17 protein-coding genes are annotated in these 23,406 nt (G+C 75.7%); 7 read left to right on the plus strand and 10 right to left on the minus strand.

Going from position 1 to position 23,406, the window contains the following annotated elements; genetic code table 11:
• Positions 1 to 344 precede the first annotated feature (344 nt).
• The gene (locus ACZ5GH_RS14965; RefSeq protein ID WP_464334474.1) at positions 345 to 1,013 is read left to right on the plus strand and encodes a hypothetical protein; all 669 of its coding nucleotides are present in this window, start codon (positions 345 to 347) and stop codon (positions 1,011 to 1,013) included.
• Between the two features lie 68 nt (positions 1,014 to 1,081).
• Here ACZ5GH_RS14965 and ACZ5GH_RS14970 read toward each other — a convergent pair whose 3' ends face one another.
• The gene (locus ACZ5GH_RS14970) at positions 1,082 to 2,521 is read right to left on the minus strand and encodes a cell division protein PerM (protein WP_464334475.1); all 1,440 of its coding nucleotides are present in this window, start codon (positions 2,519 to 2,521) and stop codon (positions 1,082 to 1,084) included.
• Positions 2,522 to 2,653: 132 nt separating this feature from the next.
• On the opposite strand from ACZ5GH_RS14970, the gene ACZ5GH_RS14975 reads away from it, so the two are divergent.
• Entirely contained in the window at positions 2,654 to 4,726 is a 2,073-nt protein-coding gene (locus ACZ5GH_RS14975) for a sigma factor-like helix-turn-helix DNA-binding protein (protein ID WP_464334476.1), read from the plus strand.
• 63 nt (positions 4,727 to 4,789) lie between these two features.
• Here ACZ5GH_RS14975 and sucD read toward each other — a convergent pair whose 3' ends face one another.
• The 5 genes from sucD to ACZ5GH_RS15000 form a co-directional block, all read right to left on the minus strand.
• Positions 4,790 to 5,680, minus strand: a complete 891-nt coding sequence (gene sucD / locus ACZ5GH_RS14980; RefSeq protein WP_387756439.1) for a succinate--CoA ligase subunit alpha — start codon at positions 5,678 to 5,680, stop codon at positions 4,790 to 4,792.
• 18 nt (positions 5,681 to 5,698) lie between these two features.
• On the minus strand, positions 5,699 to 6,871 hold the full coding sequence (gene sucC / locus ACZ5GH_RS14985) for an ADP-forming succinate--CoA ligase subunit beta (protein WP_387756437.1): 1,173 nt from the start codon (positions 6,869 to 6,871) through the stop codon (positions 5,699 to 5,701).
• 303 nt (positions 6,872 to 7,174) lie between these two features.
• The gene (locus tag ACZ5GH_RS14990; protein ID WP_464334477.1) at positions 7,175 to 8,341 is read right to left on the minus strand and encodes a VWA domain-containing protein; all 1,167 of its coding nucleotides are present in this window, start codon (positions 8,339 to 8,341) and stop codon (positions 7,175 to 7,177) included.
• 106 nt (positions 8,342 to 8,447) lie between these two features.
• On the minus strand, positions 8,448 to 10,838 hold the full coding sequence (locus ACZ5GH_RS14995) for a DUF5682 family protein (RefSeq protein ID WP_464334478.1): 2,391 nt from the start codon (positions 10,836 to 10,838) through the stop codon (positions 8,448 to 8,450).
• 73 nt (positions 10,839 to 10,911) lie between these two features.
• Positions 10,912 to 11,997 (minus strand): ATP-binding protein, encoded by a 1,086-nt coding sequence (locus ACZ5GH_RS15000; RefSeq protein WP_464334479.1) that lies wholly within the window; start codon positions 11,995 to 11,997, stop codon positions 10,912 to 10,914.
• Positions 11,998 to 12,187: 190 nt separating this feature from the next.
• Between ACZ5GH_RS15000 and ACZ5GH_RS15005 the strand changes: the two genes are divergently transcribed.
• Positions 12,188 to 13,501 (plus strand): SWIM zinc finger family protein, encoded by a 1,314-nt coding sequence (locus ACZ5GH_RS15005; protein ID WP_464334480.1) that lies wholly within the window; start codon positions 12,188 to 12,190, stop codon positions 13,499 to 13,501.
• Between the two features lie 11 nt (positions 13,502 to 13,512).
• Positions 13,513 to 15,096, plus strand: coding sequence for a DUF5691 domain-containing protein (locus ACZ5GH_RS15010; protein ID WP_464334481.1), 1,584 nt, complete (start codon positions 13,513 to 13,515; stop codon positions 15,094 to 15,096).
• A gap of 89 nt (positions 15,097 to 15,185) precedes the next feature.
• Here the strand turns inward: ACZ5GH_RS15010 and ACZ5GH_RS15015 are convergent, their stop codons facing one another.
• The gene (locus ACZ5GH_RS15015) at positions 15,186 to 15,590 is read right to left on the minus strand and encodes a cobalamin B12-binding domain-containing protein (protein ID WP_049660544.1); all 405 of its coding nucleotides are present in this window, start codon (positions 15,588 to 15,590) and stop codon (positions 15,186 to 15,188) included.
• 322 nt (positions 15,591 to 15,912) lie between these two features.
• Here ACZ5GH_RS15015 and ACZ5GH_RS15020 point away from each other — a divergent pair, with 322 nt between their 5' ends.
• Positions 15,913 to 16,716, plus strand: a complete 804-nt coding sequence (locus tag ACZ5GH_RS15020) for a M23 family metallopeptidase (protein WP_464334482.1) — start codon at positions 15,913 to 15,915, stop codon at positions 16,714 to 16,716.
• Between the two features lie 40 nt (positions 16,717 to 16,756).
• On the opposite strand, the gene pcrA is transcribed toward ACZ5GH_RS15020, so the two are convergent.
• The 3 genes from pcrA to ACZ5GH_RS15035 all read right to left on the minus strand — a co-directional run bounded on the left by pcrA (position 16,757) and on the right by ACZ5GH_RS15035 (position 21,580).
• Positions 16,757 to 19,366: a DNA helicase PcrA gene (gene pcrA, locus ACZ5GH_RS15025; RefSeq protein ID WP_387756422.1), complete on the minus strand. Its 2,610-nt coding sequence runs from the start codon at positions 19,364 to 19,366 to the stop codon at positions 16,757 to 16,759.
• Between the two features lie 86 nt (positions 19,367 to 19,452).
• Positions 19,453 to 20,130: a LuxR C-terminal-related transcriptional regulator gene (locus ACZ5GH_RS15030; protein ID WP_380735377.1), complete on the minus strand. Its 678-nt coding sequence runs from the start codon at positions 20,128 to 20,130 to the stop codon at positions 19,453 to 19,455.
• Positions 20,123 to 21,580: a PspC domain-containing protein gene (locus ACZ5GH_RS15035; RefSeq protein ID WP_387756419.1), complete on the minus strand. Its 1,458-nt coding sequence runs from the start codon at positions 21,578 to 21,580 to the stop codon at positions 20,123 to 20,125. Before ACZ5GH_RS15035 ends, ACZ5GH_RS15030 begins: the two co-directional genes overlap by 8 nt.
• A gap of 134 nt (positions 21,581 to 21,714) precedes the next feature.
• On the opposite strand from ACZ5GH_RS15035, the gene ACZ5GH_RS15040 reads away from it, so the two are divergent.
• Both ACZ5GH_RS15040 and ACZ5GH_RS15045 read left to right on the plus strand, forming a co-directional pair.
• Complete coding sequence (locus tag ACZ5GH_RS15040) at positions 21,715 to 23,196, plus strand: PspC domain-containing protein (protein WP_464334483.1); 1,482 nt, start codon at positions 21,715 to 21,717, stop codon at positions 23,194 to 23,196.
• On the plus strand, positions 23,193 to 23,402 hold the full coding sequence (locus ACZ5GH_RS15045) for a hypothetical protein (RefSeq protein ID WP_049661234.1): 210 nt from the start codon (positions 23,193 to 23,195) through the stop codon (positions 23,400 to 23,402). Before ACZ5GH_RS15040 ends, ACZ5GH_RS15045 begins: the two co-directional genes overlap by 4 nt.
• Positions 23,403 to 23,406: the final 4 nt, after the last annotated feature.

The following is a 23,406-nucleotide window of genomic DNA, read 5'->3' on the forward strand; positions in this document are numbered from 1 at the left end:
ACTACGAACGGCAGGTCGAGCGAGGGGGAACTCCGGGGAAACCCGCCGCGACGCGGGCCCGGGGAACCTCTGTGGGCTGCTGACCGTCACCACGATAACGGCTGGTCGGACGGCCTCCGCACCCTCCCGGCGGCGCTACGCGCGTAGTTGAGACGGGGATCTCCTCCGGCCCGCCGCACCGCAGTTGCCCGGCCCGCGGCGGCCCACCGGCGGTCGCGCACCGGCCCCGCGGCACGGGCCGCCGGTGGGCCGGCGGACGGCTGCGGGATCATTGGGGGCGCGGGAGACCGCTCCGACGCGAGAACCTCCGAACGAGCCCCGACCGAGAAGGAATGGCTGAACCCATGAGCAGCGGCGACGACACCGGCGAGCGCAACCCCTTCGCACCGCCGCCGGCGGATGCCCCGGACCAGCCGTGGCAGCCGCGCAGCCCCTGGGGCGGCGGGGGCCACGGCTCCGACGGGCAGGGCGGCCAGGACAGCCGGGGCGGCTCCGACGGGCAGGGCGGCCAGCGCCCCCAGCTGCCGCCGCCGTGGGGCCCCGGCGGCGACGGCCGCCCCGGCCAGCGGCCGCCGGCCCCGCAGCCGCCCCGGCTCGACCTCGCCGATCCGGCCCACCGCAAGGCCCGCAACGCCGCGCTGGCCGGGCCGTTCGCCCTGGTCTGCCTGTTCGCGGGGTTCCACTGGATCGCCCTGCTGGTCGGGGTGCTCGGCATCGTCTGGGGCGTCGGCGCGCTGCGCGCCCGGCGGACCGGTCCGGCCGCCGCCGCGGTCGCCGGACCGGGCGGCCCGGTGCCGGTGGCCCCGGCGTCGAACCCGCTCACCCCGGCCGCGCTCGCCGGCATCCTGACCGGTGCGATGACCGTCGTGGTCGCCACCTCGGTGATCGGCCTCGGGTACCACTACCGCGACTACGTCACCTGCGTCCAGGACTCGCTGACCAGCGTCGGCGCCCAGAACTGCGACCGGTACGCGCCGCGGTGGTACGTGGACTTCACCGGGAACACCGAGTAGTCGGATCTCCGGATCCGCTCGGCCGTCCGGCCCGAGCGTCCGAGTCCGGTCAGGCGTTCCGGGTCCGGTCAGGCGTCCAGGTCCACGCGGTCGACCGGGTCCACGCGGTCGACCGGGTCCCGGTCATCGGGGCCAGGGCCGCCGGCCTTCCTCGTGCCCGGCGCGGAGAGCCGCAGCACCAGGGCGTACGTACGGGCGCGCAGCCTCAGCGCACCCCGGCGGGCCCGCCGCGCGAGCCGGGCGGACACGCCCACGCCGTGCGCCGGGCCCAGCACGCGGTACCGGACCAGCAGCGCGCCCGGAACGGCGACCAGCGCGATCCAGCCCGCCGCCGCCGGGCCCGTCCACGGCACCGGGCCCACCCAGGCCAGCCGCTCCCCCGCCAGCGCCCCGCCGGAGAGCCAGCCCAGCACCGCCGCCCCGGCCCCGACCGTCAGCGCCGCCGCCAGCGCGGCCACCGCCGTCGCCGCCGCCGGCCAGGGCCGGGGGCGCTCGCCGGCCCCGGCCACGGCGGGCCGCCGCCCCGCCGCCGCGCGGCCCAGCAGCACCGCCGGCACCACGCCGGCCAGCAGCGGCAGCGCCGACACCACGAGCCGCCAGCCGCCCGGGCCGTCCGCCGGCAGCAGGGCGAACAGCGGGAACTCGGGCACGGGGCCCAGCGCCGTACCACCCGGCGCCACCACCGTCCCGGCGCCCACCGCGAAGCCCGGACCCAGCGCGTACGCGGCGCCCCACAGCACCGCGTTCGGCAGCACGGCCAGCGCGAGCAGCAGCAGTCCCAACACCGCGGCGGGCCCGCCGCCCAGCAGCGCCATCCCCCGGCCGCCGCCGGCCACCGCGTCCAGCACCGCCGAGCACGCCACCAGCAGGCCGCCCGCCGCGACCAGCCCGGCCCCGCCCGCCAGCGCCGCGGCCCGCACCACCGGCGCGCCGTCGGCCGGGCGGCAGCGCGGGGGGAGGCGGTCCAGCGGGGAGTCGGCCGGCAGGCCGAGGGCGGTCACCGAGCGGGCCCCGGCGGCCGTCGCCAGTCCCGCCACCAGCGCCACCACCAGGACGTCCAGCAGCACCCGGCTGCGGAACGGCCCGGCTCCCGCGCAGTGCAGCGCCACCCCGACGGCCACCGCGCAGTAGCCCGCCCACACCGCCACCGGACCTCCCCAGCGCGAACGCAGCCCGCGCCGTGCCGCCACCCCGGCGGCCGCCCGGTGGAGCCGGACCACGGCCAGGACGCCGAGCAGCAGCGGAGTGACGGTCAGCGGGGCGTCCGCCGGCCCGCGCAGCACCGGCGCGCCGTGCGCGAGCAGCCAGAGCACTCCCGCCAACCGGGTGACAGCGGCCGCGCCGTCGTCCGCGTACGGCGACACCACCCAGCACCCGAGCACCGGCGCCCCGACCACCGCGAGGCCGACCAGCGCCGTCCGCACTCCCGCCAACAGGTCGGCCAGCGCGGGGCGTACGCCCAATCCACCGGGCGACTCCAGGATCGGACGGCCCATCAGCTGCGTCATGGGCCACATGGTGCCAAGGCGACTCGCCATGCTCCGTGAAGCGCCAAACCGCCGCCGTGTCCCAGATTATTGGCTTATGCGCATTTTCAGACCTTGCCCCCAAGCCGCCGGCGCCCCGGCCCGGAGCGTCTGATGACCACGCCACCCACGGCCGACTCCCCCACCCCGGAGCGCCACCGCAAGCCGGCCCGCGCCGACACCGACGCGGGTCGGCTGCTGCGGAAACTGACCCCCCGTGAGGCCCAGACCCTGGCCCACCTCGCGGCCGGCCACGACCTCCCCCGCACCGCCGCCGCCCTCGGGGTCACCCCCACCACCGTCCGCAGCTACCTCCAGCGCGCCCTGCGCAAGCTCGGCGCCCGCACCGAGGCGGAGGCCCTCGCCCTGCTGGCCGGCGCCCTGCCGCACCCCCCGGGCCCAGGCCCGACCGGGCAACCGGTGAGCTTCGCCGGCCGCAACCCGGCCGATCTGGGACCGGCCTCGGCAGCCGGCCCGGGACCGGCTCCGGCAGCCGACCGCGCGCGGTCCGGCGCCGCGCCGGGCGGGGAAGCGGACGGCAAGCGGCGCCGCTCCCGAACCGGGAGGCCGTCGCCCGGCCCGAAGGGCGCCGCCCCCGGGCACGCGCAGGAGGAGTGCACGCCCGAGGCCCGAGCGGCAGGCGCCGCCACCGGGCCGGCGCGCCCGGCCGCACCGGCGACGCGCGACGGCCTGCACCGGCCGTCCGACACGGGAAGCGAACCGGCACCTGCTACGGCCCCCGGTCGGCCCGGCGGCCCTCCCGCCGCCAGGCCCGCCCGGGCCGGGGACGCCCGGGCCGGGGACGTCCGAGCCGCGAACGCGGGGTCGGCGACCGCCGCGGCCGCATCCGGCGACCCCGGCCGTACCCGGCAGGCCGAGCGGGAGGCCGAGCGGGAGGGCCGCGACCCCGGCCCGGCGCCCGGGGCAGGCCACGTCGGCACTCCGCACCGGGCCCCGACCACGCCGGAAGCGGCCGGAGCGCGGCCGCCCGACCGGGCCCGGAAGGCGGAGCAGGAGGAGCACGACGCCGCCCCCTCCCCCGCGGCCCGCGCCCAGTCCCCGGCCGAGCCCGCCGCCGGCCCCGGGTGGGCGGCGCTGGCCGCCGCCGCTCCCTCGGACGCGGACGACGACCTCGACGCGGAGCCCCCGGCCGCCCCGGCGATGGGCTTCGAGGAGCTGTACGAGACCGCGCACACCCGGCTGGTGCAGCAGATGTTCCTGCTGACCGCCTGCCGCCACCGGGCGGTGCACTGCGTGCGGCGGGCGTTCGGGGAGGCCCGGCGGCACTGGGAGGCGGTGGCCGGTTCGGGGAGCCCGGAGGGGTGGGTCCGGGTGCGGGCCTGCGAGCTGGCGCTGTCCCCGTGGCACCGGGGCGGGCCCCGGCGCTCGCACGCGTGGGGGCTGCCGCACCGGCGGATCAAGGTGCGGCCGGCCGACGAGGCCCAGGCGGTACTGCCGGACCACGACCGGCTGACCGACCGGGACCGGGCGCTGCTGAAGGCCCTCAGGCGGCTGTCCCGGCCGCAGCGCCGGGCGCTGGTGCTGCACGACGGGCTGGGGCTGCCGGCCACGGCGGTCGCGGTGGAGGTGGAGTCCACCCTGGCGGCGGCCGAGGGGCGGGTGTGGGCTGCCAGGGCGGCGCTGGCGCGGTGGGTGCCGGATCTGGTCGGGCCGGATCCGGCGGCACCCGGCTTCGCGGACGGGCTGAGCGGGCTGCTGCACCGGGCCGCGGTGCGCGGCTGCCCGGAGCCGCACCGGATGCCGGTTCCGGCGCTGCGGGCCCGGCACCGGCTCCGGACGGCGAGCCGGACGGGCGCGGCGGCGCTGCTGACGGTCGCGGTGGGCGGGGCCACGCTGGCCACCCTGGCGGGGGTGCGCCCGGCGGAGCTGTTCCGGCCGGTCGCCCCGCCGGCGCCCGCGCTGTGCCTGCCCGCCGACGGGGCGGGGGCGGAGCCGGGCGTGCCGCTGGTGCCCGGCGGCCCGCCGAGCGGCGTCACCAGCATCTGGTGCAGCCCGGCGCCCGGTCTGGAGGCCGTCCTGGTGGCGCCGCGGGCGCAGGCGGTCGCGCGCTGGGAACTGCCGTCGGCGGGCCGGGGCGCCGCTCCGCCGCCGCAGGGCCCGGCGGCCTGCCGGCTGTGGTCGCCGCAGCCGTGCACGACGGGGCCGACGGGGCCGACGGGGCCCTGAGCCGCCAACGGCGAGCGCCCCCGCCCGGGAAGGGCGGGGGCGCTCGTCACGCGCGGGGCGGGATCAGCCCTGGGCGGCGATGATCTCGCGGGCCAGGCGGGCGGTCTCGGACGGCGTCTTGCCGACCTTGACACCGGCGGCCTCGAGGGCCTCCTTCTTCGCCTGGGCGGTGCCCGAGGAGCCGGAGACGATGGCGCCGGCGTGGCCCATGGTCTTGCCCTCGGGGGCGGTGAAGCCCGCGACGTAGCCGACGACCGGCTTGGTCACGTTCGCCTTGATGAAGTCCGCGGCACGCTCCTCGGCGTCGCCACCGATCTCACCGATCATGACGATGAGCTCGGTCTCCGGGTCCTCCTGGAAGGCCTTGAGCGCGTCGATGTGGGTGGTGCCGATGACCGGGTCGCCACCGATGCCGACGGCCGAGGTGAAGCCGATGTCCCGCAGCTCGTACATGAGCTGGTAGGTCAGGGTGCCGGACTTCGAGACCAGGCCGATCTTGCCGGCCTTGGTGATGTCGGCCGGGATGATGCCGGCGTTCGACTGTCCGGGGCTGATCAGGCCGGGGCAGTTCGGGCCGATGATGCGGGTCTTGTTGCCCTTGGCACCGGCGTGCGCCCAGAAGGCGGCGGTGTCGTGCACCGGGACGCCCTCGGTGATGACGACGGCCAGCGGGATCTCGGCGTCGATGGCCTCGACGACGGCGGCCTTGGTGAAGGCCGGCGGCACGAAGAGGACGGAGACGTCGGCGCCGGTCTCCTTCATGGCCTCGGCGACGGAGCCGAAGACCGGGATCTCGGTGCCGTCGACGTCGACCGTGGTGCCGGCCTTGCGCGGGTTCACGCCGCCGACGATCCGGGTGCCGGAGGCGAGCATGCGGCGGGTGTGCTTCATGCCCTCGGCGCCGGTCATGCCCTGGACGATGACCTTGCTGTCCTTGGTAAGGAAGATAGCCATGGTGTTAAGTCCCCTTCCTTACTTGTTGGCCAGCTCGGCGGCGCGGTCAGCGGCGCCGTCCATGGTGTCCACGCGCTGGACCAGCGGGTGGTTGGCGTCGTCGAGGATCTTGCGACCCAGCTCCGCGTTGTTGCCGTCCAGACGGACGACCAGCGGCTTGGTGACGTTCTCGCCCTTGCCCTCGAGGAGTGCCAGGGCCTGCACGATGCCGTTGGCGACCGCGTCGCACGCGGTGATGCCGCCGAAGACGTTGACGAAGACCGACTTGACGTCGGGGTCGCCCAGGATGATCTCCAGGCCGTTCGCCATCACCTCGGCGGAGGCGCCGCCGCCGATGTCGAGGAAGTTGGCGGGCTTGACGCCGCCGTGGTTCTCACCGGCGTAGGCGACCACGTCGAGGGTGCTCATGACGAGGCCCGCGCCGTTGCCGATGATGCCGACCTGGCCGTCGAGCTTGACGTAGTTCAGGCCCTTGGCCTTGGCGGCCGCCTCGAGCGGGTTGGCCGCGGCCTTGTCCTCGAGCGCCTCGTGCTCCGGCTGGCGGAACTCGGCGTTCTCGTCCAGGGAGACCTTGCCGTCGAGCGCGATGATCTTGCCCTCGCCGGACTTGATCAGCGGGTTGACCTCGACGAGGAGGGCGTCCTCCTTGATGAAGACGGTCCACAGCTTCTGGAGGACCTCGGCGACCTGGTCGGCGACCTCGGCCGGGAACTTCGCCGCGGCGACGATCTCGGCGGCCTTCTCCGGGGTGCAGCCCTCGTTGGCGTCGACCGGGATCTTGGCGAGCGCGTCGGGGTTCTGCTCGGCGACGACCTCGATCTCCACGCCGCCCTCGACGCTGGCCATGGCCAGGAAGGTGCGGTTGGTGCGGTCCAGCAGGAACGAGACGTAGTACTCGTCCTTGATGTCCGCGGTCTGGGCCAGCATCACCTTGTGAACGGTGTGGCCCTTGATGTCCATGCCGAGGATCTGCTCGGCCTTGGCGACGGCGTCCGCCGGGTCGGCGGCGAGCTTGACGCCGCCGGCCTTGCCTCGGCCGCCCACCTTCACCTGAGCCTTGACGACGGCGCGGCCGCCGAAGCGCTCCGCGATGGCGGCAGCGTCTGCGGCGGTCTCGATGACATCGCCGTCAAGCACGGGCACGCCGTGCTTGGCGAAGAGGTCCCTCGCCTGGTACTCGAACAGGTCCACGTGTTTGTCCTTGTTCGTGGTCGCGGATTGTGTCTCTACGAGCGTGCCACGGCAGGATCTTCGCTGCGGGTCGTCGGGGCTTGTGCGGGTACGCAGAGGTACGGCCTTGCGGCCCACACAGCCACGGGCGCACACGTCAATCAACACGCGCGTCACGTCCGTCTGGCAGGTTATCCCCGTGGGACGGGCCTGTTCCGCCCGGGGCCTGCCCGGCACGGGTGAGAACCGTCACAGAATGCCCGGCGGGACGGGGTCGGCGGCCGGTCCACCGATCGAGCGGATTGACGCGTTCGGGTGAACGCCTCACCCGCCCTGCGGCGGGACCGGGATCGGGCGCTTCTCGATGGCCGCGGCCATGATCTCCGGGAACGCGTCCGGGGTGCAGGCGAAGGCCGGCACGCCGAGCGAGGCCAGGGCGGCGGCGTGCGCGTGGTCGTACGCCGGGGCCCCCTCGTCGGAGAGCGCGAGCAGGGCGATGAACTGGACGCCGGCCGCCTTCATCGCGGCGACCCGCTTGAGCATGCCGTCCCGGATGCCGCCCTCGTACAGGTCGCTGATCAACACCACGACGGTCTCGGACGGCCGGGTGATCTTCGACTGGCAGTAGGCGAGCGCGCGGTTGATGTCGGTGCCGCCGCCGAGCCGGGTGGCGAACAGGACGTCGACCGGGTCGGTGAGCTGTTCGGTGAGGTCGACCACCGAGGTGTCGAAGACGACCAGCCGGGTGTCCAGGGTGCGCATCGAGGCGAGCACCGCGCCGAACACCGCCGAGTGGACGACCGACGGCGCCATCGAGCCGGACTGGTCGATGCAGAGGATGACGTCCTTCTTCACCGCGCGCTGGGCGCGGGCGTAGCCGACCAGCCGCTCCGGGACGACGGTGCCGTGCTCGGGCAGGTAGTTCTTCAGGTTGGCCCGGATGGTGCGGTCCCAGTCGATGTCGCGGTGGCGGGGACGGTTGACCTTGGCGCTGCGGTCGAGGGCGCCGCCGAGGGTGGCCCGGGTGCGGTCGGCGAGCCGGCGCTCCAGGTCCGCGACCACCTTGCCGACCACCGCCCGGGCGGTCTCCCGGGTGGTCTCGGGCAGCGCGTGCTTGAGCGACAGCAGGGTGCCGACCAGGTGCACGTCCGGCTCGACGGCCTCCAGCATCTCCGGCTCCAGCAGCAGCCGGTCCAGGCCGAGCCGGCTGATCGCGTCCTGCTGCATCAGCTGCACGACGGTGGACGGGAAGTACTCGCGGATGTCGCCCAGCCAGCGGGCCACCTGCGGGGCCGAGCCGCCCAGCCCGGCGCTGCGGCGGCCGCCGCGGCCGGTTCGGGCGCCCTCGTCGGGGGCGCCGCGGTAGAGCGCGGCGAGGGCGCCGTCCATCGCGGCGTCACGGCCGCGCAGGGTGCAGCCGGTGCCGTCGGCCTCGCCGCCGAGCACCAGCCGCCAGCGGCGCAGCCGTTCGTCGGTCGTGGGCGCTGCCATCTCGTCCTCCTCCTTCAGCGGGTCCTGCGGCGGGGCAGGCGTCCGGGGCGGTGCGGGCCGCGGCGGTGCGTCGCGGCGGGGTACGGCACTGCGGCGGTGCCGGGTGTCAGGTGTCGCGGCCGGCAGCCTGCCGGGGGATCCTCGGCCGGATGCCGAGCAGCAGGGCCACCACCGGGACGGCGGCGTCGGCGCGGGCCCGGTCCAGTTCGCCGGCCTCGGACCGGGCGGTCGGGGACTCGCCGAGCGGGCCGGCCGCGACCCGGCCGCCGATGGTGGTGCGCACGCCCGCCTCCAGTCCGGCGAAGGTGCGGCGCAGCAGCGGCAGGACGTCGGTGAAGACCTCGCCGCTCACTCCGGTCAGCCACTCGTCCAGCAGGGCGAGCAGCCTCGGGTCGTGCAGCAGCAGGGCTCCGCCACCGGTCAGGAAGCCCTCGACCCAACCGGCCGCGTCCGCCGGGGCGCTGGCGACGGAGAGCACCAGCCGGAGCCGCCGTCCCGCCTCCTCGGAGTCGAGCCGGCCGTCGTCCAGCAGCAGCCGTACGGCCCGGCCGCGCAGCAGCCCGGGGGCGCCGGTGGCCGGTCCGCCGGCCGGTTCGCGGCGGGCCAGCGAGCCCAGGGCGGCGGCCCAGCGGTCCGCCAGGCCGGCCAGGCCGTCGGGGTCCGGCGCGGTGCCGGCGGTGCCGGCGGTGTCGGTATCGGTGTCTGTGCCGGCGGCGGCGGTGTCGGTGGTGGTGGCCTCGGCGGCGGGACCGGCGGCCAGCAGGCCGATCGCGCCGTGCACCTCGTCGAGGCGGCCGCGCATCGCCGCCGCGCTGTCCGCGTCCAGGCCGACGCAGGCGGGCGGCAGCCCGACGCAGATCCGCTCGGCCAGGCCCGAGGCGGCCTCGGCGAGCGCGCCGTGGTCGGTGCCGCGCACGTCGCCGTAGCGCAGCGCGCGGACCAGCGCCGGCAGCGCGCCCGCGAGGTGGGCGACGTCGGTGTCCAGGGCCGCGCAGTCGGCCAGCACCCGCATCACCGCGGGCAGCGCGCCGGACAGCCCGGCCAGCAGGCAGGTCTCCACCAGGCCGGTCAGCTCGGCGAGCTCTTCGGCGGCGCGCGCGGTGCCGACGGCCTTGTTGGCCGCCGCCTCCTCGACCGTGGTGCCCCACTGGGCTGCCTCGGCGATCCGCACCGCGAACTCGGGCTGCCAGCAGAGCCGCCAACTCTCCCGGAACGTCCCGGTCGAGTTCACCGAGGAGCGCGCGGGCACGCCCCAGTCCACGCCCAGCAGCCGCAGCCGGTGCAGCAGCCGGGAGCGGGCCGCGTCGGTGTCCTTGCGCAGGTCGAGGTCGACGTCCTTCGGCGCGGCCTCGGGCTTGAGCCGCAGCGAGCGCTGCAGCCGGGTCAGGTCGCGCTGGAGCGGCACCGCCGGTGCGGCGTCCGGGACCTCGCCGAGCGCGTCGCCGACCACCAGGCGGTCCCGGACCAGTTCCAGGGCGACGTCGGAGCCCTCGCAGAGCACCGCGCGCACGGCGTCCAGGGTCTCGGTCAGCCCCGCGAGCGGGCGGCCGCGCAGCACGGCCAGGCTCTCGGCGAGCCGGACGGCCTCGATCACGTGCGCGGAGGAGACCGGGTGGTCCTCGGCGCGCAGCAGCTCGGCGGCCCGGGTGAGCCAGCGCGGCACCGGGTCCCCGTCGGTGGTGAACAGGTGGTGGTACCAGCCGGGCGACTGCACGCCCGCGCCGTAGCCGGTGCTCTGGGAGAGCCGGCGGTGCGTCCACGGCACCCAGGTGATGTCCGTGCGTACCTTCTTCGGCAGCCCGGCGAGCAGCGCCCGGTCGTGGGCGACGGTGGGCATCGTCTCCAGCGCGGGGACGTGGAAGGCCCCGCAGACCACGGCGATCCGCTGGTGCCCGGCGCGGCGGGCGGCGCGGATCTGCTGGCGCATGTACGCCTCGCGCAGCTGGTCCCGGCGGGACTCGCCGAGGCCCTCGGCGCGCAGCGCGCCCATCGCCTCGGCGACGGCGGCGAACGGCGCCAGCGCGTCGCCGCCGGGCGCGCGATGCTCGACCACGTCCTCCCACCAGCGCTCCGCGTCGTCGTGCCCGGCCGCCTCGGCGAGCAGCGCCAGCGGGTCGGCGACCGGCCCGGCGCCGTCCTCCCCGGTGTCCTCGGCGGCGGCGTCCTCCGGGGCCGGCGCGAAGCCGTACCCGGCGGGCAGGTCGATGAAGCGGACCGGCAGGTCGTGCTCCACGGCGTGCCGGATCGCCACCCACTCCGGGGAGAACTCGGCGTACGGCCAGAAGGCGGCCCTGGCCGGGTCGTCCACCGCGTGGGCGAGCAGCGCCACCGGCGGGACCAGGTCCTTCCCGGCTGCCAGGTGGACGATTCCGTCGGCCTCCGGCGGGCCCTCGACCAGCACCGCGTCCGGCCGCCACCGCGCCAGCGCGGCGGCCACCGCCCGGGCCGAGCCGGGGCCGTGGTGGCGGATGCCGAGGAGGGCGACCTCGGCGCTCATGCTCCCACCTCGCTTCGTACGGCGGGCGCTTCGCGCAACCCGCGCCTCCTGACGGTCCGCACGCTCCGCCCGCTCACGGTGCCGTCACCTCGCGGGCGGCGCGGTAGAAGTCCTTCCAGCCGTCGCGCTCGCGCACCACCCCTTCGACGTACTCGCGCCAGACCGCCCGGTCCGCCACCGGGTCGCGGACGACGGCGCCGAGGATGCCGGCCGTCACGTCCCCGGCGCGCAGCACGCCGTCGCCGAAGTGGGTGGCCAGGGCGAGCCCGTTGGTCACCACCGAGATCGCCTCGGCGGTGGAAAGGGTGCCGCTCGGGGTCTTGACCTTCGTCCGGCCGTCCACCGTGATCCCGGCCCGCAGCTCGCGGAAGACGGTGACCACCCGCCTGATCTCGTCGGCGCCGCCCGGGAGTTCGGGCAGGTCCAGGGAGCGGCCGAGCTGGTTGACCCGGCGGGTGACGATGTCGACCTCCTCGTCCAGCGAGGACGGCAGCGGCAGCACCACGGTGTTGAAGCGGCGGCGCAGCGCGCTGGACAGCTCGTTGACGCCGCGGTCGCGGTCGTTGGCGGTGGCGATCACGTTGAAGCCGCGCACCGCCTGGGTCTCGGTGCCCAACTCCGGTATCGGGAGCGTCTTCTCGGACAGGATGGTGATCAGGCTGTCCTGCACGTCGGCCGGGATGCGGGTGAGCTCCTCGACCCGGGCGATCCTGCCCTCGGCCATCGCCCGCATCAGCGGCGAGGGCACCAGGGCGTCCCGGCTGGGCCCGTGGGTCAGCAGCTGGGCGTAGTTCCAGCCGTACCGGACGGCCTCCTCGGGGGTGCCGGCGGTGCCCTGCACCAGCATCGTGGAGTCGCCGCTGATCGCCGCGGCGAGGTGCTCGGACACCCAGGTCTTCGCGGTGCCGGGCACACCGAGCAGCAGCAGCGCGCGGTCCGTCGCCAGGGTCGTCACGGCGACCTCGACGACCCGGCGCGGGCCGATGTACTTGGGGGTGATCCGGGTGCCGTCGGGCAGTTCGCCGCCGAGCAGGTACGTCGCCACGGCCCACGGCGAGAGCTTCCAGCGCTCGGGGCGCGGACGGTCGTCCTGCGCGGCCAGCGCGGCCAGTTCACCGGCGAAGGCGTCCTCGGCGTGCTGCCGCAGAACGTCTGTCATGGGGGCTCCTTCGGGTCGGCCGCCGGGCACACGGGTGCCCTGGACGGCAGGGTGATCGCGGGGGGAGCCAGGTCGGCGTCCCGGCCTGTGGGAACCACCCTGCACCGAGCCACTGACATCGGCCGCCGCCCCGGCGGGGTTCCGGACGACCCGTCAGCCGCTGTCAGTGGCGCCGCCTACGGTCGGTCGCATGGAGGAACGCTGGAGCACCGAACACGTCCTGTCCCTGGCGCCTGACGCCGCCTCGCGGAAGGCGGCGGGCAAGCTCTCCGCGCCCGCGCCGTGGTCCGGCACCGGCACCGACGGCACCGCGCTGTGGGGCGAGTGCAAGGGCAGCGGCCGCACGCCGTACCGCACCGCGATCGAGCTCGCCACGCCCGCCTACCAGTGCAGCTGCCCCAGCCGGAAGTTCCCGTGCAAGCACGCGCTCGGGCTCCTCCTGCTGTGGAGCGGCACCCCTCAGGCCGTCCCGGCCGGCGAGCCCGCCGACTGGGTGGCCGAGTGGCTCACGTCCCGCCGGGACCGCGCCGAGAAGCGCGCGAAGGAGGCGGTCGATCCGGAGGCCGCCCGGCGCCGGGCCGAGAAGCGCGGCGCCCGGGTCGCGGCCGGGGCCGCCGAACTGCGGCTGCGGCTGGCGGACCGGGTCCGGCACGGCCTGGCCGACCAGTCCACCGCCGGGCCCTGGGAGGAGGTCGCCGCCCGGATGGTCGACGCGCAGGCCCCCGGCCTGGCCACCCGGGTCCGGGAGCTGGACGCGCTGCCGCAGGAGCGGCTGCTGGAGGAGTACGCGATGCTGCACCTGCTCGCCACCGCCGCCACCCGGACGGACGAACTGCCGGCCGAGCTGGCCGCCACCGTCCGCACCCGGGTCGGCTACACCGTGGAGTCCACCGAGGTGCTGGCCGGCCCCACCGTCCGCGACCGCTGGCTGGTGCTCGGCAGCCGGACGGCACCACTGGAAGGGGGCGCCGACGAGCGGCTCGTCAGCCGCCGGATCTGGCTGCGCGGCGCCAAGACCGGCCGCCCGGCGCTGCTGCTCTCCTTCGGCCGCCCCGGCCAGGCGCCCGCCCTCGCCCTGCCCACCGGCCACCTGGTGGAGGCCGACCTCGCCTACCACCCCGGCGCCCACCCGCTGCGCGCCACCCTCGGCGAGCGCTACGGCGCCCCCGAGCCGGGCCCCGCCGACCCGCCCGCCGGGCTCACCGTCGCCGAGGCGGTGGCCGGCTACGGCACGGCCGTCGCCGACGACCCGTGGCTGGAGAGCAGCCCGACCGTGCTCGACGGCGTCGTCCCGGTGCACACCCCGGACGGCTGGTTCCTGACGGACGGCCACCACACCGTGCCGGTCCGCACCCCGTCCGTCCCGGAGGCCGCGCTGTGGCGGCTGGCCGCGGTCTCCACCGGCCGCCCGCTGACGGTCTTCGGCGAGTACGGCCACCAGGGCTTCGCCCCGGTCACGGCCTGGGCCGCCGACCGACGCCCGGTCGGCCTCACCAACGCTTAGGAGAACCCGGCATGACGATCACCCAGGACCCGTGGGAGACGCTGCACACCACCGCCCTGCTCGGCACCGACCGCCGCCCGCTCCCGGCCACCGCCCTGCCGTTCGCCGACGCCGTGGACCAGGGCGATCCGGCCACCGCCCTGTTGGAGCTGGCCGCGCTGGCCACCGTCCGCCGCCGGGCCGGCGCACTGCCGGTACCGGCCACCGAGCCGCCCGGCCCGCCCGCGGCCGAGGACCCGCGGCCGGAGCTGCCCGAGCCGGCCGCCCGCCGGCTGGCCGTCCTGCTCTCGGGGCGGACCGGCAGCGGCGGCGGCACCCTGGCCAACCTGGCCGAGCTGCTGCCGCAGTGGCTCGACACCGCCCGGGAGCGCGGCCTGCGCCCGCCCGCCGCACTGGTACCCGGTCTGCTCGACGCCGCCCGGGCCCGCAGCGAACTGCGGCCCGACGCCGTGGCGTTGGCCGGTCCGCTGGGCCGCTGGCTGGCCGAGCGGAACCCCGACTGGCGGTTCGTGCTGCGCACCGCCACCCCCGAGCTGCCGCGGCAGCCCACGGACGACCGGCTCTGGCACGAGGGCCTGTTCGCCGAGCGGGTCACCCACCTCACGCTGCTGCGCCGCCGCGACCCGGCGGCCGGCCTGGAGCTGCTGCGCGGCACCTGGTCCACCGAGCGCGCCGAGGACCGCCTGCTCTTCCTGGACGCCCTGCAGGACGGTCTCTCCGCCGACGACGAACCCTTCCTGGAGGCCGCCCTCGGCGACCGCAGCAAGAACGTCCGGGCCACCGCCGCCGAGCTGCTCTCCACCCTGCCCGGCTCGGCGCTGGCCCGCCGGATGGCCGAGCGGGCGCGGGCCGCCGTCCGGCTCGCCGACACCGGCACCCACCTGCTGGTCACCCCGCCCGCCGAGTGCGACGCGCAGATGCAGCGCGACGGGATCGCGCCCAAGTCGCCCACCGGGCGCGGCGAACGGGCCTGGTGGTTCGGCGAGGTGGTGGCCGCCGCGCCGCTGTCGCTGTGGCCGCGGACCACCGGGCTGACGCCCGAACAGCTGCTCGCCCTGCGGGTCGGCGACAGCATCGACGAGACCACCAGCAGCTGGGCCGACGACCTGCGGGAGGCCTGGGCGCGGGCCGCCGTCCGCCAGCAGGACGCCGACTGGGCCCGGGCGCTGCTCGGCCCGGCACCCGTCGCCGAGCGCGGTGCGCGGGCCCGCTCGCCGCGCACCACCGGTTCCCCGGCCAAGCTGCTGGCCGTCCTGCCGCCGGAGGAACGGGCGGTCTGGACGGCCGCCTTCATCGGGGTGCACGGGCTGGGCGAGGCCTTCCAGCTGCTCGGCGCCTGCGCCACCCCGTGGACGCCGCCGCTGTCCACCGCCGTGGTGGCCGCGCTGGCCCGGGCGGCGGCCTCCGGGGCGTACCCGTGGAGCCACAGCGGGGTGCTCGGGATGACGGAGCGCGCGCTCGCCCCGGAGACGGCCGCCGCGGTGGAGGAGCTGGCCGCCGGGGCCGCTCCGGACTCCGCCTGGTCCGAGACCTTCGCCCGGCTGGCCGGCACCCTGCGCTTCCGGGCGGCGATGCTCGCGGAGCTGGCGGGCTGAGCCCACGGCTCCCGCACGCCCCCGGGGCGCCCCGGAACGACGGAGCGGGCCGGCCCCGGGAAGGGCCGGCCCGCTCGACGCGCCGTGGTTCAGCCGGCCCGCAGGTTCGACTCGACCCAGGCGACCACGTCCCGGGTCGGCGTGCCCGGGGTGAAGATGTCCGCGACGCCCAGCGCCTTGAGCTCGGCGATGTCCTCGTCCGGGATGATCCCGCCGCAGAAGACCTTGATGTCCTCCGCGTCGCGCTCCTTCAGCAGCTCCAGCACCCGCGCGCACAGCGTCATGTGGGCACCGGAGAGGATCGACAGCCCGATGCCGTCCGCGTCCTCCTGGATCGCGGTGTCGACGACCTGCTCGGGCGTCTGGTGCAGTCCGGTGTAGATGACCTCCATACCGGCGTCGCGCAGGGCGCGCGCGATGACCTTGGCACCACGGTCGTGACCGTCGAGCCCGGGCTTGGCGACCACCACACGGATCGGCCCCGACACACTCATGACTGCCTCCTGGACGTCGTCGTCCACCATCCGACCGGGCCTCGTGGGCCGCCGGCGCGGTTAACGGTCAATAACCAACCTGAGGGGAGGTTAGCGCCACCCGGCCCGGTTGACCGTGCCGCCCCCGAAGAGGAGGGCAAAGTCACAGCTCCAGGCCTTGCTACCAGCGGGTATACCCGTCCTTCCCGCAACCTCCGCACAGACCCCCCGGCCGACCCCTTGACATCCGGGGGTTTTTCCGGGGCGTCGGCCTTGGAGCTACAGTCACGGCTGTTTTCCCTCGTCCGACGACGTCCGAGGCCCACCGAGGAGGCAGCCCCCGATGGCTCCCGATGCAGCCGCCCGTCCGACCCGTGCGGAGCTGCGCCTCGCCGCCCGCGAACAGTCCCGCGCCCAGCGCCGCGGCGCCGCCAGGGCGGCCACCCGGACGGCGCTGCTGCGGGTCGCGCTGCCGTCGATGGCCGCGCTCGGAGTGGCCGCGGCGGCCGCGGTCACCGTGCAGGGGGAGGCCGACCAGCAGCGCGCCCAGGCCTCCGGACGGGCCCCGCAGTCCGCGGTGGAGGCCGACCCGGGCACCACGGCCGCGCAGGCGGCCGCCGCCCAGGCGGTCGCGGCCGGCGCACCGGCCCAGGCCTCCCGCGGCGACGCCCGCCAGCCGCTGGCCGGCGCCCGGCCCACCGAGGCCCCGACCGCGCAGCCCACCGCCGAACCGGCGCCCGAGCCGGTCAGGCCCGAGGTGGTCATGCCGGTCGCCCGGCACGGCCTCGGCGAACTGTTCGGCGAGGCCGGCACCCGCTGGGCCAACCGGCACACCGGCATCGACTTCCCGGTGGACGGCGGTTCCGAGGTCTACGCCGTGACCGACGGCACCGTCCGCACCCAGTGGAACCCGTTCTACGGCTACATGACGATCCTCAGGACGCCCGACGGCACCGAGGCCTGGTACTGCCACCTGCGGGCGTACAAGGTCCGCAAGGGCCCGGTGAAGCAGGGCGACGTGATCGCCTTCGTCGGCAGCAGCGGCAACAGCACCGGCCCGCACCTGCACTTCGAGATCCGGCCGCAGGGCAGCGGACCGATCGACCCGCTGCCCTGGTTCCTCTCCCACGGGCTGGACCCGCGCTGAGCCGCCGGGGCCCCGCAGCCCCGGGCCGAGCCGCCGGCCCCTACAGCTTCTCGACCGGCGCGTAGCGCAGCAGCAGCTGCTTGCGCCCCTCGGTGCCGAAGTCGACGGTGGCCTGCGCCCGGTCGCCGGCGCCCGTGACGGCCACCACCGTGCCCAGCCCGAAGCTGTCGTGGGTGACCCGGTCGCCGACCGCGAGCGAGGCGACCTCGCGCTCCACCACCTGGCCGCCGCGCCGCACCGACTGCCCCCAGCCGGCCTTCGGCGACGCCGACGACGAGGCGCGCGAACTCCCGCCCCCGGACGAGGACTTGCCCCAGGACGAGCCCGAGGAGTAGCCGCGCTGGACCGGCGCCTGCGCCGCCCCGGTGCGCTTCCACTCCACGAGCGCCTCCGGGATCTCCTCCAGGAACCGGGAGGCCGGGTTGTAGGCCGGCTGCCCCCAGGCGCTGCGCAGCACCGAGCGGGTCAGGTACAGCCGCTCGCGGGCCCGGGTGAGCCCGACGTACGCGAGCCGGCGCTCCTCCTCCAGCTCCTTGACCTGGTTGAGCGCCCGCATGTGCGGGAAGATCCCGTCCTCCATGCCGGTCAGGAAGACCACCGGGAACTCCAGGCCCTTGGCGGTGTGCAGGGTCATCATCGTGATGACGCCCTGCCCGTCCTCGTCCTCGTCCGGGATCTGGTCCGAGTCGGCGACCAGCGCCACCCGCTCCAGGAAGTCGGCCAGCGAGCCGACCGGCGGGGTGCCCTCCTCCCCCGCGTCCGGCCGCTCGCCCGGGTCCTGCTCGTACTCCAGGGCGACGGAGGCCAGCTCCTGGAGGTTCTCCACCCGGGTCTCGTCCTGCGGGTCGGTGGAGGCCTGGAGCTCGGCCAGGTAGCCGGTCTCCTCCAGGACGGCCTCCAGCACCGCCGCCGGGCCCGCGCCCGACTCGACGACCTGGCGCAGCCCGGCCATCAGGGTGTTGAACTTCTTGACGGCGTTGGCCGAGCGCGCGGCCATCCCGTACGCCTCGTCCACCCGGACCAGCGCCTGGGCGAAGGAGATCCGTTCCCGCGCGGCCAGCGCGTCGATCATCGCCTCGGCCCGCTCGCCGATGCCGCGCTTGGGCACGTTGAGGATCCGGCGCAGCGGCACGGTGTCCTCCGGGTTGGAGAGCACCCGCAGGTACGCCAGGACGTCCCGGACCTCCTTGCGCTCGTAGAAGCGCACCCCGCCGACCACCTTGTACGGCAGGCCGACCCGGATGAACACCTCCTCGAACACCCGGGACTGGGCGTTGGTCCGGTAGAAGATCGCGACGTCGCCGGGCTTGGCCTCGCCCTTGTCGGTGAGCCGGTCGATCTCGTCGGCGATGAACTGGGCCTCGCCGTGCTCGTCGTCCGCGACGTAGCCGATGACCTTCTCGCCGTGCTCGCCGGCCGTCCACAGCTTCTTCTCGCGGCGGTTGGCGTTGCGCTCGATGACGGCGTTGGCGGCGCTCAGGATGGTCTGGGTGGAGCGGTAGTTCTGCTCCAGCAGGATCGTGGTCGCGTTCGGGTAGTCCTCCTCGAACTGGAGGATGTTGCGGATGGTGGCGCCGCGGAAGGCGTAGATCGACTGGTCCGCGTCACCGACCACGCACAGCTCGGCCGGCGGCACCTCGGCCAGCCGCCCGGCCGCCGGGTTCACGAAGTCCCCGTCCGCGGTGCGCTTCGGCGCGGCCGCGACGGAGCCCCCGCTCAGCTCCCGGACCAGCATGTACTGGGCGTGGTTGGTGTCCTGGTACTCGTCGACCAGGATGTGCCGGAACCGGCGCCGGTAGTGCTCGGCGACGTCGGGGAAGGCCTGCAGCAGGTTCACCGTCGTCATGATGATGTCGTCGAAGTCCAGCGCGTTGGCCTCGCGCAGCCGCCGCTGGTAGAGCGCGTACGCCTCGGCGAGCTTCTTCTCCATCGGGTTGGCGGCCTGGTCGGCGAAGGTCTCCTCGTCGATCAGCTCGTTCTTGAGGTTGCTGATCTTCGCCGTGAAGGACTTCGGCGGGAACTGCTTCGGGTCCAGGTCGAGGTCCCGGCAGACCAGCGACATCAGCCGCTGCGAGTCGGCCGAGTCGTAGATCGAGAAGCTGGAGGTGAAGCCCAGCTGCTTGGACTCGCGGCGCAGGATGCGCACGCAGGCGCTGTGGAAGGTGGAGACCCACATCGCCCGGGCGCGCGGGCCGACCAGCGCCTCGACGCGCTCGCGCATCTCGCCGGCCGCCTTGTTGGTGAAGGTGATCGCCAGGATCTCGCCCGGCTGCACCCCGCGGGCGCCCAGCAGGTGGGCGATCCGGTGGGTCAGCACCCGGGTCTTGCCGGAGCCGGCGCCGGCCACGATCAGCAGCGGCGAGCCCGCGTGCAGCACCGCCTCCCGCTGCGGGTCGTTCATCCCCTCCAGCAGCTGCGCCGGATCGATCACCGTGCGGGCGGCGCCGTTGCGGTACCAGGCGTCCCGCTCCGCCTCGGCGGCGTGGTCGGTGTGGAACAGCCCGTCCGGGATGGCCTCCTCGTACGCGTCGTACGGGACCTCCTCCTCGTACGGCGGGGGCTCCTCGTCGGCGGGAGCGGCGGGCTGCTTCGACCCGGCGGCGGGTGCCTCGAAACCGGGGAGCGGAAGGTCGTCAAAGAGGCTACTCATGGCACATCGAGTCTATGGCCACCCACCGACAAGCCCGTCCGCCCCGGGAGATCCCGGGGCGGACGGGCTTGTCGGTGGGCTCGGGCTCAGACCAGGCGGCGGGCGGTGGCCCAGCGGGTCAGCTCGTGGCGGTTGCTCAGCTGCAGCTTGCGCAGGACGGCGGAGACGTGGCTCTCGACGGTCTTCACCGAGATGAAGAGCTGCTTGGCGATCTCCTTGTAGGCGTAGCCGCGGGCGATCAGGCGCAGCACCTCGCGCTCGCGCTGGGTGAGGCGGTCCAGGTCCTCGTCCACCGGCGGGGTGTCGGTGGCGGCGAAGGCGTCCAGCACGAAGCCGGCCAGCCGGGGCGAGAACACCGCGTCGCCGTCGGCGATCCGGAACACCGCGTTCACCAGGTCGGTGCCGGTGATGGTCTTGGTGACGTAGCCGCGCGCGCCGCCGCGGATGACGCCGATGACGTCCTCGGCGGCGTCCGACACCGACAGCGCCAGGAACTTCACCCCTCCCTGCTCGCCCATCACCCCGGCCGAGCGGCGCAGCACCTCGACGCCGCCGCCGCCCGGCAGGTGGACGTCGAGCAGCACCACGTCCGGCCTGGTCTCGGCGACCACGCGGACCGCCGAGTCCACGTCGTCGGCCTCGCCGACCACGTCGATGCCGGTCACCTCGGTGCGGCCGATCTCGGCCCTGACCCCCGTCCGGAACATCCGGTGGTCGTCGACCAGCACGACCCGCGCCGTACGCTCCGGAGCTGCCTCAGTCATCAGTTCTCTCCATCTCCAGCTCGACCTCGGTGCCGCCGCCCGCAGCCGGCCGCACCCGAGCGGTGCCGCCGTTGCGCTTCATCCGGCCGATGATCGACTCCCGTACGCCCATCCGGTCCTCGGGCACCGTGTCGGGATCGAAGCCGGGGCCGTGGTCGCGCACGAACACCGACACCGTCCTCCCCTCGACCTCGGCGTAGACCTGGACCGGTCCCCCGCCACCGTACTTGGCCGCGTTGACGGTCGCCTCCCTCGCGGCCTGCATCTGCGCCGCGATCCTCTCGTCCATCGGGCAGTCGCCGACGATCACCAGCTCGACCTGGACGCCGTGCCGGTCCTCTACCTCGGCGACGGCGGCCCGCAGGGTCTCCGCCATGGTGTCCGGCGCGGCCTCGGCGGCGGCCTCCGGGCGGTACAGCCACAGCCGCAGCTCGCGCTCCTGCGAGCGGGCCAGCCGCAGCACCTCCTTGGGGTCCTCGGCCCGGCGCTGGATCAGGGTCAGGGTGTGCAGCACGGAGTCGTGGATGTGCGCGGCGATCTCGGCCCGCTCCTGGGCGCGGATGCGGGCCGTGCGCTCGGCCCCGAGGTCCTGCCAGAGCCGCAGGCCGTACGGGCCGAGCAGCACCAGCACGCCGGCCAGCACCGCGAGCGAGGCCTCGATCACCGAGCCGAGCGTGGAGCCGCTGCCCTGCATGGCGAGCAGCGCGATGGTGCCGGCCACCGCGAGCAGCACGCCCGCGCCGACCCGGGTGTAGGCGCCGCGCCGCTTCTCGCCCTCCTCGATGCCGAACCAGCGTTGCCAGCGCGAGTCGTCGGCCTGCCGCCAGACCAGCGCCACGCCGACGCCGATCGCCAGCAGCGGCCAGGTGTACGGCTTGGCGGTCTGCCAGCCGAGCACGTTGAGCAGGGCGATCAGGCCGATCACCGTCATCACCAGGGCGGCGAGCTGGCCGATGCCGCCCTGCCCGCCCTTGCCGGTCGCCTCCTCGCCCTCGGCGGGCGCGGCCACCGGCTCGCCCTGGAGGGTGTGCTGGAGCAGCCGGCGCATCCGGCCCACCCAGCCGCCGCTCTCGCCGCCCTTGCTCAGCAGGCCGCCCTGGAGCCCGGGCGTGGCCGGGACGAACACCCCGTTGAGGTACACCCACTGGGCGCCGCCGCGCTGCGAGGGCTCGCCGATGCCGATCGGCACCACGAACCAGAACGCGGCGTACAGCAGCGCGCCGATCCCCTGGGCGAAGAACAGCACGACGAAGGCCAGCCGCACCCACCGCACCGGCAGCCCGAGGTGCACCGCCAGGCCGTGCGCGACGCCGCCCAGCATCCGCCCCTGCGGGCTGCGGTAGAGCCGCCGGTAGGGCGGCCGCCCGCCGTCGGGCGTGCTCGGGTCGGCGCCGGCCGACGGCGCGGTGTCGGGGGCGATGGATCGGGGATCGGTACCGGGGGCTGCCACGCCACCGATGGTTCCACGCGGGCACCCGCGGGCGCATCAGGGTGTGTCCCCATCCCGTATCAGGGACAAGTCAGGGTACGGACAGGGGTCGACCCGGTTGGGCCGGACCGTCCCCTGCCGGAAGGATGGTGTCCATGACCGAGGACCCCCGCATCGAGGAGGCCGGGCCCGCCGCCCCGCCGGAACCGGATCGCCCGCCACTGACCCGGGCCGAGCACCACCGCGTGGTGGCCGGCGTCTGCGGCGGCCTCGGCCGGCACCTGGACATCGACCCGGTGGTCTTCCGGATCGTCACGGTGGTGCTCTGCCTCTCCGGCGGCCTCGGGCTGTTCCTGTACGGCCTGGCCTGGCTGATCGTCCCGACCGACGACGACGCCAAGGGCCGCGGCGGGCGCACCGAGCTCCAGCGGGTGCTCACCGGGCGGGTGGACGGCCAGTCGGTCGGCGCGGTGCTGCTGACCGTGATCGGCACCGGGGTGTTCTTCTCCTCGATGGGCGACGGGGACCAGATGTTCCCGCTGCTGCTGCTCGCCGCCCTGGTCTTCCTGGCGGTGCGCTACGACCCGGAGCGCCGCCGGGGGCGCGGGCGGGGGCGCGAGCGCCGCCGCGGCGGCCCGTACGACCGCCACTTCCCCGACGGCGAGGGCACCGGCGGCTCCGGGATCACCGGCGGCACCGGGGCCTACCGCTGGCCGCGGCCGGAGCAGGCCGAGTCGGCCGGGAAGGCCCCCGCCGACGGCCCGGCCCCCGGCGCCGGCGGCTACCTGTGGGACCCGCGCCACCCCGAGCGCAACCCGTACGGCAGCGCCGCCCCGGGCACCCCGACCCCGCCGTACGGCACCCCGACGCCGCCGTACGGCACTCCCACCCCGCCGTTCGGCACCCCGGTGCCGCCGGTCGGCACCCCGGCCCAGCCCTGGTGGCGGCGCACCGACCTGCCGGAGGGCGATCCGCTGCGCAAGGAGCGCGCGGAGCGCCGTCCCGAACCCGCCGCCGTCCGGCGCCCCCGGGAGCGCTCGGCGCTCGGCTTCTTCGGCTTCCTGCTGGCGGTCGGCGCGGGCACCGCGGTGTGGACCGCCTCCGCCGGCCACCACGACCCCACCGTCCGCGGCGCGACGGTGCTGGCCTCCGCGCTGCTGGTGGTGGGCCTGACGCTGCTGGTCGGAGCGAAGTTCGGCCGGGCCCGCCGGCTGGCGGTGACCGGTCTGCTGCTCACCCTGGCGCTGGCCTTCGTCGGCCACTCGCCGGACTCCGTGCGCGACGCGGTCGGCGATCGCGAGTGGACCGTCGCCTCGGCGACGGACCTGCACGACCGGTACAACCTGGGCGCCGGGACGATCAGGCTGGACCTCTCCGCGGTCGACCCGGCCGGGGCCACCCTGGCCACCAAGGCCGACCTCGGCACCGGCGACATGACCGTCACCGTGCCGGACGACGTGACGGTGAACCTGGTGGTCCGGGTCGGCCTGGGCAACGTCACCGTGCCCGGTGACCGCAGCGACGGCACCGGGCGGCACACCTACCTGATCGGCCCTGCCAACGGGCAGCCGGCCAAGGGCACCCTCAATCTCGAACTCGGAATCGGGCTCGGCAACATCAAGGTGGTCCAGCAGTGAGGAAGCACCGGCTCGACCTGTTCTCGCTGATCGCGGGCGCGCTGTTCACCGTGATCGCGGTGCTCTACCTGGTCGCGGCGCTCAACGACCAGTCGGTGAACGGGCGGATCGTCATCCCGGTCACCTTCATCGTGCTCGGCGTCGGCGGCCTGGCCGGCGCGGTCGCGGCGGTGGCCCGGCGCGGCCGGCCCGACCGCGAGGAGTGACCCC

Source organism: Kitasatospora sp. Xyl93 (genome assembly GCF_055383135.1).